At 67.2% G+C, this 13093-nt stretch carries 15 protein-coding genes; 11 read left to right on the top strand and 4 right to left on the bottom strand.

Going from position 1 to position 13093, the window contains the following annotated elements:
* Positions 1-4: 4 nt before the first annotated feature.
* The 9 genes from MLP_RS24830 to MLP_RS24790 all read left to right on the top strand — a co-directional run bounded on the left by MLP_RS24830 (position 5) and on the right by MLP_RS24790 (position 9130).
* Positions 5-382 carry a TadE/TadG family type IV pilus assembly protein gene (locus tag MLP_RS24830; protein ID WP_013865980.1) on the top strand — a complete coding sequence of 126 codons (378 nt, stop codon included), beginning with the start codon at positions 5-7 and terminating at the stop codon, positions 380-382.
* A complete protein-coding gene (locus MLP_RS24825; RefSeq protein ID WP_013865979.1) occupies positions 382-810 on the top strand; it encodes a TadE family protein in 429 nt (142 codons plus the stop codon). The genes MLP_RS24830 and MLP_RS24825 overlap by 1 nt, the downstream gene beginning before the upstream one ends.
* Positions 807-1253 carry a pilus assembly protein TadG-related protein gene (locus tag MLP_RS24820; RefSeq protein ID WP_013865978.1) on the top strand — a complete coding sequence of 149 codons (447 nt, stop codon included), beginning with the start codon at positions 807-809 and terminating at the stop codon, positions 1251-1253. Before MLP_RS24825 ends, MLP_RS24820 begins: the two co-directional genes overlap by 4 nt.
* 106 nt (positions 1254-1359) lie before the next feature.
* Entirely contained in the window at positions 1360-1983 is a 624-nt protein-coding gene (locus MLP_RS24815) for an SAF domain-containing protein (RefSeq protein WP_172641633.1), read from the top strand.
* A 6-nt stretch (positions 1984-1989) separates the two neighbouring features.
* Positions 1990-2772 carry a hypothetical protein gene (locus MLP_RS24810; protein ID WP_013865976.1) on the top strand — a complete coding sequence of 261 codons (783 nt, stop codon included), beginning with the start codon at positions 1990-1992 and terminating at the stop codon, positions 2770-2772.
* Positions 2773-2774: 2 nt separating this feature from the next.
* Complete coding sequence (locus MLP_RS24805) at positions 2775-4289, top strand: CpaF family protein (RefSeq protein WP_013865975.1); 1515 nt, start codon at positions 2775-2777, stop codon at positions 4287-4289.
* The gene (locus MLP_RS24800; RefSeq protein ID WP_013865974.1) at positions 4286-5167 is read left to right on the top strand and encodes a type II secretion system F family protein; all 882 of its coding nucleotides are present in this window, start codon (positions 4286-4288) and stop codon (positions 5165-5167) included. Before MLP_RS24805 ends, MLP_RS24800 begins: the two co-directional genes overlap by 4 nt.
* Positions 5164-6057: a hypothetical protein gene (locus MLP_RS24795; RefSeq protein WP_013865973.1), complete on the top strand. Its 894-nt coding sequence runs from the start codon at positions 5164-5166 to the stop codon at positions 6055-6057. Before MLP_RS24800 ends, MLP_RS24795 begins: the two co-directional genes overlap by 4 nt.
* 4 nt (positions 6058-6061) lie before the next feature.
* Positions 6062-9130 carry a LysM peptidoglycan-binding domain-containing protein gene (locus MLP_RS24790; protein ID WP_013865972.1) on the top strand — a complete coding sequence of 1023 codons (3069 nt, stop codon included), beginning with the start codon at positions 6062-6064 and terminating at the stop codon, positions 9128-9130.
* A gap of 2 nt (positions 9131-9132) precedes the next feature.
* Here MLP_RS24790 and MLP_RS24785 read toward each other — a convergent pair whose 3' ends face one another.
* From MLP_RS24785 to MLP_RS26875, 4 genes are all read right to left on the bottom strand, one after another.
* Positions 9133-9513: a hypothetical protein gene (locus MLP_RS24785; protein WP_013865971.1), complete on the bottom strand. Its 381-nt coding sequence runs from the start codon at positions 9511-9513 to the stop codon at positions 9133-9135.
* Positions 9514-9548: 35 nt separating this feature from the next.
* Positions 9549-9782: a hypothetical protein gene (locus tag MLP_RS28205; RefSeq protein WP_156821293.1), complete on the bottom strand. Its 234-nt coding sequence runs from the start codon at positions 9780-9782 to the stop codon at positions 9549-9551.
* 197 nt (positions 9783-9979) lie between these two features.
* Positions 9980-10393, bottom strand: a complete 414-nt coding sequence (locus tag MLP_RS26880) for a helix-turn-helix domain-containing protein (protein WP_013865969.1) — start codon at positions 10391-10393, stop codon at positions 9980-9982.
* Between the two features lie 496 nt (positions 10394-10889).
* Positions 10890-11696, bottom strand: coding sequence for a hypothetical protein (locus MLP_RS26875; RefSeq protein ID WP_013865968.1), 807 nt, complete (start codon positions 11694-11696; stop codon positions 10890-10892).
* Positions 11697-11865: 169 nt separating this feature from the next.
* On the opposite strand from MLP_RS26875, the gene MLP_RS24760 reads away from it, so the two are divergent.
* Positions 11866-12729, top strand: a complete 864-nt coding sequence (locus tag MLP_RS24760; protein ID WP_013865967.1) for an Fpg/Nei family DNA glycosylase — start codon at positions 11866-11868, stop codon at positions 12727-12729.
* A gap of 23 nt (positions 12730-12752) precedes the next feature.
* Complete coding sequence (locus MLP_RS24755) at positions 12753-13061, top strand: rhodanese-like domain-containing protein (protein ID WP_013865966.1); 309 nt, start codon at positions 12753-12755, stop codon at positions 13059-13061.
* Positions 13062-13093 lie beyond the last annotated feature (32 nt).

The raw sequence follows: 13093 nt of genomic DNA, 5'->3' as shown, positions 1-13093 counted from the left end.
GCCCATGACCCGGCGGCCGGCCGACGAACGAGGCATCACCGAATCAGCGCAGTATGCGCTGATCTGGCCGGTGCTGTTGTTGGTGACGCTCGGCGTCATCCAGGCCGGTATCTGGATTCACGGTCACAACGTCGCCAACAGAGCGGCGAATGCCGGGGCTGACGTGGCGAGTGGCAGTCATGGCAGCACCGGCGAGGCCAAGCAGGTCGCCGCCGGCATCGCCCGGAGCGGGGGTCTGCAGGAGGTGGCGGTGACTGTTTCCACGAACGCCAACCGCGTGGAGGTCACCGTCGCCGGCCGAACTCCGATGATGCTCGACCTGCCGCTGGGCCAGATCCGTGAGACCGCATCGGCGCCAGTGGAGCGGGTGACCCGACCGTGATGCGCTCAGTAGCCGACGAGCGTGGCGCTGCCTCGGTTGAGCTTGTGGTCATCGTGCCGGCGCTGGTGCTGATGCTCGGTCTGTTGATCGCTGGCGGGCGGCTGTGGTTCGCACGAGCGACGGTCGTCGAGGCGGCGCAGTCCGCCGCACGCGCGGCCAGTCTCGAAAGATCGGCTGGCAGTGCGCACCGAGCCGGGGTCAGCGCCGGTGCCAGAGTGCTCGCCACCGATGGACTGCGCTGCGCGGGGGACTCGATCTCCGTGGACACCTCCGCGTTCGGGGTTCCGGTCGGGACACCGGCCACCGTGAGGGCCGCGGTGACCTGCCAGGTGCCGTTCTCCGATCTGGCCATCCCGGGTATGCCGGGCAGTGTCACCGTACGCAGTTCCGGCTCCGCAGCGCTGGACACCTATCGGGCCCGATCGTGAGCCGCCGCGCTCTGGGCTCGCTGGCCCCCGGATCCGGCCTACCAGGGCGGGACGAACGCGGCCAGTCCGTCAGCGTCTTCGTCACCGTCGTCTTCGCTGCGTTGATCATGACTGCCGGACTGGTCATCGACGGTGGTCAGAAGATCACTGCTGCCAGCCGGGCCGAGGCGGCTGCCGCGGGCGCCGCTCGGGCGGCAGCCAATGCCGGCGTGACTCAGACCATCGCGGGTCGGAGCCCGGGCGACGCCTCGCTGCGGGCCGCTGCCGCATTCCTGGCAGGTCAGCCCGACGTCTCAGGCCACGCGACGGTCAACAACGGGGTCGTCACCGTCCGCACCCATGCCAGCGAACGCACCATCTTCCTCACCCTCATCGGCATTCGATCGGTCTCTGCCACGGGCCATGCCACATCGAACGCCGTCGGGCCTGACGAGTCGCGCTGACCGAGAAGCACAGGAATCCTCAATGACGATAGACAGCCCACCCCGCCCAGCGCGAAGGCTCGCCCTTCCCCGCCGTCGGCCGACCGCGCCGAAGCAGCAGCGTCCGGTGACTCCCGAGCCACCGCGGCCACCCGTTCGGCGCAATCCCCGATGGATCGCCCTCGGGGTCGTGGCCGTCTGCCTTGGTGGTCTGCTGTCATACGTCATCTACGCCAAGGTCGCCACCGAGCGCACGGTCGTGGCTCTGGCCGCGACGGTTTACCGCGGAGAGCTGGTCGAGGCTGCCGACCTGACGACCGTCACTCTCAGCGGTGACCCGAGCGTGCCGACTGTCGCCGCCGATCAGGCACCGGAACTGATCGGGCAACGTGCCGCGTATGACCTGGTCGAAGGCTCGCTGCTGGCCCCGGCAGCTGTGACCGCAGCGACCATCCCGGCACCCGAGCGAGCTGTGGTCGCGATCAGGCTCAGCGGCGGTCGGGCACCGGCGGATTTCCTGGTTCCCGGATCACCGATCCGCTTGGTCGCGCTCCCACCTGCGGATGCCCAACCGGGTCAGAAGGACCCGCAGGCTGGCAAGACGTTCGTCGCGCGGACCGTTTCCTCGGTGCCTGGGCCTGATGCCGGATCCCTTTTCGTCGACGTGGATGTGCCGGCGGCTCAAGCAGCGGTCATCGCGACGCTGTCGGCTCAGGAACGGTTGACCATCGTCCGCGATGCGGTGCGGTGACTCGAGATGGGGATTTTGCTGCTGACGTCGGCCTCCGGGGCACCGGGGGTGACCACTCTCGGGGTCGGACTGGCGCTGACCTGGCCGCGGCCGGTGCTGCTGGCCGATTGTGACCCTGGTGCTCATCAGGCTGTGCTGGCCGGATACCTGGCCGGCACCAGCGCTGAGGGGAAGGGACTGCTGAGGGTCGCCGAGGCGCATCGGGACCGTCGGTCACTCACCGAGGTGGTGATCGACCAGTCGGTCCCGCTGGTCGAGGATCAGGCAGTCAGCCGACTGTTCCTGCCCGGATTCGGCCGGCCGAGCAGCGCGGCACTGTTCGGCGGAGTCTGGCCGGACCTCACCGACGTATTCGTCGCGCTCGATGATCATGGGTTCGACGTGATCGTCGATGCCGGTCGGATCAGTCACAGCGGTCTGCCCTCGCCATTGGTGGAGCGAGCGAGCCTGACCGCGGTGGTGCTGCGCAGCAGTCTTCGTTCGGTGGTCTCGGCCCGAGTCCACCTGCTGGCATTGCGGGAGCATCCGCGGCTCCAGGCGCACCAGCGCGGCCTTGGTTTGATCGTGGTGGGCGCCGGCCAGCCGTACACGGCGCGGGAGATCGGCAAGTCGCTCGGGGCGCCGGTCGTCGCCGAGATCGCCCACGATCCAGCGATGGCCAAGCACCTGTCCGATGGTGAGCCGCAGTCCCGCAAATTCGACAGCTCCAGACTGGTCCGGTCCCTACATGCCGCTGCTGGGCAACTCGCGACTCGCGTGGATCGAGCTGATCAGCTGGTGCGGGGGTGACCATGGACAACGTCGCGAAGCGGCCCCGACGATTGAGCGAGATTCCGGTCCTGGCCGACCTGGAACCTGCAACGGCACCGAAGCGGTCCCGGCGGCAGGCAGGCTCTGCGCCGGCCATCGACTCCGAGAGGCTCGCCCTGTTCAGCCAGGCGGAGGTGCGCGAGTTCGAGGACCGACTTGCCGGTGATCTCATCGATTGGCCACAGGTGGTCGAGCTGCGGCGCCGGGCGTCGGAGGCGATCACCGACGAGTCCGAGGCTGAGGCTCGTCGGTCGGGGCGCCCTTTGACAGTCGAGGATCGGCGGTTGCTCGGGCGGGCGATCATTCGGCGCGTCGTCGGTGATCACGTCCGTGCACTGCATCGTGATGGCGCCGATCTCTGGTCCAGTGAGCGGGAACTTGCCTACGTTCGGGCGGTCGAGAACGCCGTCTTCGGATACGGACGGTTGCAGCCGCTGCTCGATCTGCCGGACGTCGAGAACATAGAGATCCACGGCTGGAGCTCAGTGGTTGTCCAGTATGGCGACGGCCGGCGCGAGAAGATGTCGCCGGTCGCGGACAGCGACGAAGAACTGGTCGAGGCGATCCGGTTCCTCGGCCAGAACAACCTCCCCTCGCGTCCGTTCGACGACACTCATCCCACGATGACCCTGGCGCTCGGCGAGCGGTTCCGGCTGCATGCCATCGGTTTCGGTCTTTCGCACCGGCCGAGCGTGGTCATCCGGCAGCACATCCTGACCGATGTCACTCTGGCCGATCTCGCGGAGGGCGGTCTGATGCCGACGGAGGTCGCGCAGTTTCTCGACGCGGCAGTGCTGGCGCGGAAGTCGATGGTGATCTCCGGCGACCAAGGTGCGGGCAAGACGACGCTGCTCCGAGCCCTGATCAATGCCATTCCCGAGAACGAGCGATTCGGGACGATCGAGACCGACTACGAACTGATGACGCATCTGCAGCCCGGCCGGGAGAACATTCTGGCGTTGCAGGCGCGGGTGGGCCATGGCGAAGTGAGTGGCGGGACCACGGTCGGCGACTTCTCCGTCGCCGACCTGATGCCGGAGGCCCTGCGGCAGAACCTCTCCAGGCTCGTGGTGGGCGAGGTCCGGGGCAGCGAGGCGGCAGCCATGTTCGAGGCGATGCAAGCCGGCACGGGCACGTTGAGTACGACGCACTCGCACTCGGCCGAGTCGACCATTGACCGGCTTGCTTCGCGGGTGGCTCAAGGCGGCGTGCTGACCGTGGAGGAGGCATATCGGCAGATCGCCCACAACATCGCGCTCTTCGTCTTCGTGAAGCTCGAGGACGATACCTGGAAAGGCGGGGTCCGTCGCCGATTTGTCTCCGAGATCCGCCAGGTCACTCGGGCGATCGAGAACGGACGTCCGGTGACCCATCTCGTGTACCACGCGAGCGGTAGTTCCGGCCGTCCGGCGGGGTTCTTCCCCGATGCCGACTTCGAAGCCGAGCTGCTGCCCTTTCGTCGAGATCTCTGGCCTGGTCCGCGGGGCAGATCGTGACCGCCGAGGTCGCAGCAGCAGCAGGCGTACTCGTTGCTGGCGGGATGGTGCTGGTCGTTGCCGGCGCAACCAGACGGTGGGGCCCACGAGTGCGGGTGCGACGCGTCGATGGCCGCTCGGCCTGGGCCCGGCTGACCCGCCGACCCTCGGGGTCACGCGGGCGGCGCCGTGATCTGATCCTGCTGGCCAGCACCGCGGTCGGGATCGCGGTGGCCGCCGTGACCGGCTGGATCGTCGCGATTGTCGTCGCTCCGTTGCTGGCGCTTGGTCTGCCCTACCTGCTCAGTCTCCCGCCGGCGCACGACATCCAGCTGCTGGAGGCTCTGGATCGGTGGGTCCGTGGGCTGGCGGCGACCCTGAGCACCGGGCGCTCGGTGACCGACTCGATCCGGCTGTCCCGGCAGAGTGCACCGCCCCTCATCGCCGATGAGGTCGGCATGTTGGTGAGCCGACTCGACAATCGCTGGGACACCCACGAGGCGTTGCAACGGTTTGCCGATGATCTTGATGCGGCGGACGCCGATCCCGTGGTCGCCGCCCTGATCCTGGCTGCCGATCGGGGCGCGGTGGGCGCGTCGACGACCCTGCGCGAGCTCGCCGAGTCCATCCAGGATCAGTTGCGGGGCCGACGCTTGATCGAGACCGAACGCAGCAAGCCGTACGTCGTCGTACGCCAGGTCACCGTCATCACGATGGTCACGCTCGTCGGGGTGTTCCTCTTGTCACCGAGCTTCTTCGCCGCCTATCGGACTCCCCTTGGCCAGCTCGTGCTGTCGATCCTGCTCGTTGCGTACGTCGGTTCCCTGATTCTGCTCAGGCGCCGGGCCAAGCAGCCCCCTCGGGCTCGGGTGCTGGTCAGGGAGGGAGCAAGCAGATGAATGACTCACTGATCTTGCTGGCCGGCATGTTGACCTTGGGCGGCATCGTCACCCTGGTTGCCGCGGCGCTGCCGGCCCCGCCCAGACTCCAGCCGGCGCTGGACCGGATCCTCGGCGAACACTCGGCCGGCGAACACGACCAGGTCCTTGTCGCCGATAGCTCCCGGTCAGAACGGCTGGGCGCCTTGCTCTACCGCCGATCACCGATCCCGTTGAGCGGGCGGCAGCGCAAGCTGCTGCGGCTGCAGAACAAGCCGATCGCGGAGTTCTACGCCGACAAGCTTGTGATGGCGATCGTCGGGGCCGTCCTGCCGGCACTGATCGGCTTCGCCTGGGGCTGGATGACCGGTCAGCCGTCGTGGTGGCCCGCCGGTCTTGCCCTGGCGGGGCTCGTGCTCGGCTTCTGGGTTCCGGACGTGCTGTTGCGCCGCTCGGCGAGGGTCAGCAAGTCCCGGGCCGTCGAGTCGCTGCTGGTGTTCATAGATCTGGTGACTCTCGAACGGCTGGCCAATGCCTCCGCTGCCGAGGCCCTGCAGTCGGCGGCGATGCTCAGCGACGTCCCGCTGTTCGTTCAGATCAGGACCGCCCTGGAGCGGGCCCGACTGGAGCAGCAGTCGCCGTACGGTGAACTGCGTCGCCTGGCCGAAGAGCTCGAACTGCCCGAGTTGAGGGACCTCACCGACATCATGCAGCTCGATGAAAGCGGCGCCGCGCTGTCCGGCACATTGCGCGCTCGGGTGAAGGAGCTGCGCAATGCCCACTTGACTCGAGAGCAGGTCGCAGCCGGCGCGGCCGCGGAGGGAATGACCATCTACATGACGATCCCGGCATTGATCTTCGGCATGATCTTCCTGGGAGCCGCAATGCTGACCCTCCTGTTCGAGGTCTGAGCCGATGGCTGGCCCCGGAAAGATCAACGGACTCGGCCTGATCAAGGGACTGGGCGCCGTGGCGACGCTGATCGTCGCCATGCTCGGGGTGCCTGCCTTCCTGGTGATCTTCGTCGGGAACCCGTTGCCGGCCTCATTCCAATGGTCACTGATCGTCTCCGCGCTGACCAGGCCGGATGACGGCACGATCTTGGTGAGCCTGATCGCCATCCTGGCCTGGCTCGCCTGGGCGGTCTTCACGGCGTCGGTCGTGGTCGAACTGCTGGCTCTCCTGTCGCGGCAGCGTCTCCGCATCCGCATGCCTGGACTGGGCGGGCCGCAGCGACTCGCGTCGGCGCTCGTTTTGACTATTGCATCGTTGGCTGCGGCCGCGCCGCAGGCGAGTCATGCCGCTCCTGGCCATTCCGCGCCTGCTCACGCCGCCCCGGAGATCGTCCGGCCGCAGATCGATCCCACCCAGCTGGAGACGGTCGCCGAAGTCACCCAGACGATCCGCGAGGAGGGCCACCGTGAGGTGGCGCTTCCGTCCGGCACGACTGAAGCCACCAGCGGCAGGAGCTACGTGGTGCAGCGGGGCGATGATCTGTGGACACTGGCTGAGCGCTTCTACGGAGAAGGCCGAGAGTGGCGACGGATTGCGGCAGCCAATCCGAACCTGCTCACCGGCGGTCCGGATCACCTCGAGGCGGGCTGGCGCTTGCAGATCCCCGACGGATCTCCAGGTCACGGGCAGACGCACGAGGTCGAGCGGGGCGAATCGCTCTCGTCGATCGCGAATCTCGCCTACGGCGACCCCGAGCAGTGGCCGAGAATCTTCGAGGCGAACCGCTTCCAGCTGGACGATCCCGATGAGCTGCCCGTCGGGCTGCGCCTGGTGCTGCCTGGAAAGCCGTCGGCGTCGGACCGCGGCGCCGTGAAGGCGGCGGCAGACGAAGGGGCGGCAGCCAACAGCCACGGTCCGACGGGGACAGGCAAGCAGTCGGTCGAAAGACCGGCGAAGGACGCAGATCCGACTCCGCTGCCGACGCCGGTGCCCCCCGCACCGCCACAGTCAAGCGAACAGGCATCACCGGTGGAGGCGCCGAGCGAGCAGGCGGTGGAGGAGTCAGTGGCGGATCCGTTGCTGGCCGGCCTCGCGGGGGTGGGCGGTCTGCTGGCCGCCGCGGTGGTGTCGGGGACTGCGGTTCGCCGCCGACGGCAACTGCAGCTCCGACCGTTGGGTCGGCGGATCTCTCAGCCGACGCAGGCCGCCTGGCTGGTCGAGTCGCAGTTGGGCAGTCGACAGCAACCGATGGGATTGCGCACGCTCGATCTGGCCACCAGGGCGATCTCCGCCTACTGCCATCACGCCGGGCATCCCTTACCGATGCTGGAGGTCGCCACCGTCACCGATGACGTGCTCCTGTTGCAGATGAGCGATCCCGGACTGCTCGGTCCGGACGGCTTCCAGATCGACGGTACTACCTGGCGCCTCGCCGGAGCGGATGTCGACAGACTGCGATCGACGCCGGGGCTCTCGGACGCGGTGCGTCCCTATCCTGCGCTGATTACGGCAGGTGCCACTGCGGACGGAGGGCAGGTCGTTCTCGATATCGAGGCTGTGCAGTTGACCTCAATCGAATCCGCCGATCGGGCATCGGCAGCTGCGTCGCTTGCTGCCATCGCGGTCGAACTGTCCTGTTCGCCCTGGGCCGAGGAGCTGGAGCTCATCCTGATCGGAACCTGTGCGGCGCTGCCGGCCGCACTCGGGCAGCACAACGTTACGTATGCGGAAGACCTGGACTCGGTGCTCGACCGGCTGGAGCGTCGCGCGAGCGCGCAGCGCAACCAGTCGTCCGCACACTCCGTCGCCGCACACCGGATCGACCCGGACCTGGCAGACCCCTGGGTGCCCACCATTCTGCTCGTCAACACGCCGCTGTCGGCGGTCGAGCAGCGTCGGCTGCGTCAGCTGGTGCTCAGCGAACCGCCCGCCAGCATCGCCGCCGTCGCGGTAGGACTGGATACTGCCCCGTGCCGCCTCGTGCTGAGCGAGGCTGATGGTGGCTCCGCAGGTGACGGCCCCGTAGCGCGGATCGAGCCGTACGGACTTGCCGTACGGCCGCAATTGCTCGCAGAGCGGGCGGCCGATGCCGTCATCGAGCTGGTCGAGACCACCGGCCGGACCGACACCACCCCGGCGCCCTGGTGGTTCGACGAGGAGACCGCCGCCGAGCCCGACCCGCCCGACAACGTCACCTACCTGGGCAGGAGGTCCGGGGGATGGCGAGCACGAGACAACCAAGGCGATGAAGGGAAAGGAGCAGCGATGGAGCGACAAGACCACACCCGCGGGATGTCGTCGAGCCACCCGGTGCTCCGGCTCCTGGGCCCGATCGAGCTCCATGGCGCCGCTGGTGTGGCTCCCGCGCGGGCCGCCAGGCAATGCCTGGAGTACTGCGGGTGGCTGCTCGAGCATCCAGGCACGACAGCGGCCGAGATGGGGACCGTGATGGGGGTAGCCGAGGGCACCCGACGTTCGAACGTGAGTCGGCTGCGGAGCTGGCTGGGCTCCGACGAACTCGACCAGCCCTATCTCCCCGACGCCTACAGCGGGCGGATCTTCCTCCACCCAGCGGTCAGTTCGGACTGGCAGCGGCTGCAGATCCTTACGTCGCGTGGCATCAATCGGGCGAGCACGAGTGGCCTGGAGGCGGCCCTGCAGTTGGTCCGCGGCGCGCCGATGGCCGACGCGGCACCCGGCCAGTGGCACTGGGCCGAGGGACTGCGGACCGACATGCTGTCTGCCATTCGTGACATCGGCGTTGAGCTGACCGGACGGGCGCTCGCCGAGTCGAACCTGGACTTGGCTCGCTGGGCGGCCTCGCGAGCGTTGCTGGTCGCACCTGGCGACGAGTTGCTGTTGGTGGCGAGGATCAAGACCGAGCATCGCGCGGGCAACCATTCAGAGGTCGAGCGGCTCACGCTGCAACTTGCGGCACATGCGCGACTGCTGGAGGTCGATCTGCTCCCGGAGACCGTCGATGTGCTGCAGGAGATGATGGAGGGGCAGGTCCGAGCGAGGCTGGCCTGACCTCAACTGAGGGGGCGGCAGTCGTTGACGCAGTCCGCGGCAGCTCCGGGTGCTGGTGGGCCGTCGGCGTGGGCAGCCGGTCGATGGCGGACCGCGGTGGTCGGTTCCATCGTCAGCGTCCCCTCGACCACCGTGCCGGTGCCGTCGATCAGCAGCGTATAGCCGTGTCGCTCGGCAGGCGGGAACATCAGCGTGCACTGTGGATTCTCGACCAGGTTGGCGGTCGAGCCGTGCCCCACCCCTTCGGCGACGATGCGGTTGCCCGACACCACAGCTTCCACGGTGATGACCTTGGTACGGCCGGCGCGATTGGTCAGCAGGTAACCGGAGTCGTACTCCGCCAGCGCCTGTGCCAGGTCCTCGATCCTCACCGGAATGCTCACCCTCCGAGCGTACGGCCGACGATTGGCTGTCCGGCCTACGTCCCGGAGCCGCCTTGATCGGGTTCTGAGCTGAACGAGATCTCGCCCCGTCTGACGAGGTCGAGGACGGGCGGTGACACGCCGAGCCTCGAGGCCGAGGTGAAGACGCCCTCGCGAAGGTAGGGGTAGACGACCATGATCCCGACCTGATTGATGAACTCGCCGACCGCCTCGGCGGCGACCTCATGGCCCTCGGATGAGGAGAACACCGCGCCCACGTCTGAACGCATTTCGGCATCCCGCGTCCTGACAGTCATCCGGAACCGAGTCTCCAGCACGCCTGCCTCACGTCTGACGAGAGCACTCATCTCTTGCTCAGACTCTGCCTCAAGCGCCGGCGATTCACGACGCCCTGAATGCTCGTAGGCGATGACCTCGACCAGGCGATAGGCACTCGCAATCTCCGCGAGGTCGGAGAGAACGGTCGTCACGCGGCTCGCTCAAAGCGGGCCAGCAACTCCGAAGGCTGATCGATCCAGTTCCTGCTGACCTCGGGTGGACTCTGTACGCGGATGCCGACCTCGGAGCGCAGGCTGTGCGATTCCCACTCGCACCTGGCGTTACCGTCATCTCTAGTCACAAGGTGCTCGATGACGACGCCAACCGCATGCGCGTACCGCCGGATCGTCGACAGACGCGGATCGTTGTCGTAGCGCTCGAACGCCGCGACGGTCGGCTGCGAAACGCCCATGATGTTGGCGATGTCCTGCTGTGACAACCCGGCAGTCTTCCTGGCTGCCAGGAGCCTGGCATGCAGCTTCTCGTCCGCCAAAGCGAGCGCGTTCGCCCGCCTCTGAGCGGGCGATTCGGGGTTGTAGACAAAGCGTTGCTTTCCACCCATAGACTTAAGTCTATGGGTGGTGTCAAGCTTGTCGACTCCAGGTGTCAAAGCGAGTGACCGCAATGCTGATCTCTGCGTTCTGAGCGGCGGTTACCTCGGCGTAGCCGCCAACAACCGACTTCACGTGGAAGTGCAGTGCCAATAGAAGTTCTGGTCGATGCGCTGGCTCAGCGTGGTAGAGGCGCAGCGGGGTGGAACCTCCATCCCATTGCCACCGCATCTCCCAGATAGTCGGATGCTGGCTGATTGGTCCCAGCTCGCTCGAGTCTTGCGCGAGGGCCCCTTGCTCGGCGCGTCTCATTCGCTGACGAACCTCGGCCTGCCTCATCTCATACTCGGATTGGGTCGTACAGCAGTCGTTCAGGCAGTTGTCCAACTCCGTGTCGACTGTGCGCGCCACGCCATCGCGGTACCACTCCCACAGATAGGGCGCACCCGCTCGGTTGACGCATCGTGAATGTCGAGACCCAGTCATCGAGCCGAGGGTAACGATCGCCTACGACAACGTACGTCTCTGCAGAGTGGTGATGCGCTCACCGCAGGACGGGCAGTATTGCTCGGCGCGCTCGTGGGTACACGCGGCGCGCGCCAGGTGCGTACGGACGGTGTCCACGACGAACGCCAGGTGCGCCACAGCACCGTCGCCGAGCTCGGACTCGTCCCCTTGGGCGATGACCGGTCCCGAGGTCAGCTCGATCCGTTCGGTGAGCATCTCTCCGTCGGCGGAGGTGCCGACGACCCGGTCGGCGAACGTTCCGTCGGGCTCGAGATCGAGCTCGATGCGCCAGGAACCATGGCGCTCGCGGAAGAAGAACGAATGGCCGTCGATCGTTCCCTCCCAGACCTCAGGACAGGCGAATACGGTGCGGTCAGCCGTCACACCTGGGTGCGCAGTGATCCACGCCTCGATCGCCGCTGACTCGGCGTCCCGGGCGCGCCGCCGGGCCTCGGCTTCCGGGCTGGCCTGAAACTCCTCCCACTTCGCCTTGGCGGTTGCCTTCTCGAGTTCTCGTCGACCTGCGTCCCAGGTGCACGGGCAGTCGAACCCGGCGTCATGGCTCCACTCGCCGTCATCGGGAAGCTGTGGGTGATTGCCGCGCCTGCACTCCTCGCCCCGATCGTCGAAGTGGTCGAACAACGCGGCCATCACTAGGTCGGCGGTGATCTCGTCCAGACCGGCCTGACTGACGATCCGCTGGGCATAGCGCGCCCGCACCAGGGCGCGGCGCTCCGCGCGCTCGGCTTCGCGCCGAGCCCGCTCCTCCGGACCACCGCCCGGGTCGGAGATGTACAGGTCAGCCACTCGGCAACGGTACGAAGCGCTGCAACTGAGTTTCCGGGAAAGGCGACTGAGGCTCATCGACTGGTGCCCTGTTGTTGCTTCGCGGCAATCCAAGCAACGACAGCGCTCCAGTGAGTACGCACTCACTTCGGCCGCACCGACCCTGATGCGTGGGCCGCATAATGGGCGTATGCCGGAGATGCCAGAGGTCGACTCGCTCCGCGTCTTTCTCACCGACAAACTGGTCGGGCGGACGATCACCCGGATCGACGTGGTGGCGTTCAGTGCGCTGAAGACCTATGACCCGCCGCCGTCGGCGCTCTACGGGCTGGAGATCTCGGGGGTGGCGCGGCATGGCAAGTTCCTCGACATCGATGCCCAGGGACTGCACCTGGTCTTCCACCTGGCCCGGGCGGGTTGGCTGCGCTGGAAAGAGCAGCAACCGACCGTGCCGCCCAAGGCAGGTCGCGGTCCGCTGGCGGTGCGCGTCCACCTGGACGACGGCACCGGGTTCGATCTGACCGAGGCGGGTACGCAGCGCAAGCTGGCCGTCTATGTCGTGGACGACCCGGGACTGATCCCGCACGTTGCCACGCTCGGCCCGGATCCGTTGGCCGATGGCTTCGACAAGGCAGCCCTCAGCGCACTGCTCCACAAGGCGGGGCGCGCGCAGCTCAAGGGGGTGCTCAAGGACCAACGGGTCATCGCCGGCATCGGCAATGCCTATTCCGACGAGATCCTGCATGCGGCCCGAATGAGCCCGTTCAAGCCTGCCTCGTCGCTCACCGACCAGGAGTTGACGACGCTCTATGACGCTATCCAGTCCGAGCTGCGCGGTGCGATCCAGCGTGCAGAAGGACTTGCGGCCAAGGATCTGAAGGGGGAGAAGAAATCCGGGCTGCGCGTGCACGGCCGCAAGGGCGAGAAGTGCCCGGTGTGCGGGGACACCATCGCGGAGGTCTCCTTCTCGGACTCGTCGTTGCAGTACTGCCCGACCTGCCAGACCGGCGGAAAGAAGCTTGCCGATCGCCGAATGTCTCGCCTGCTCAAGTAGCGGCGGGACTACCCTCAGGAGTCATGTTCGAGACGACCCCGACCATCCATCCCGCCGACGTTGCAGGCAAGCAGGCCGAGGGCTGGATGCTGCTCGACGTGCGGACCGACGAGGAATGGGCACAAGGCCGAATCGAGGGCTCGGTGCACATCCCGATGGACCAGATCGTCCAGCGACGGGATGAGATCGGCGAACAGGTCGTCTGCATCTGCGCGGTCGGCGGACGCTCGGAGCGGGTGACGCAATATCTCAATCAGCAGGGATTCGAGGCCGTCAACCTGGAGGGCGGCGTCTATGGCTGGCACGCAGAGGGGCACCCGATCGTCAGTTGATCGACCAAGGTGTGACAAAGCTGCGGCTCAAC

The organism is Microlunatus phosphovorus NM-1 (assembly GCF_000270245.1).
Lineage (GTDB): Bacteria > Actinomycetota > Actinomycetes > Propionibacteriales > Propionibacteriaceae > Microlunatus > Microlunatus phosphovorus.
This window is presented reverse-complemented; position numbering and strand designations above follow the sequence as displayed.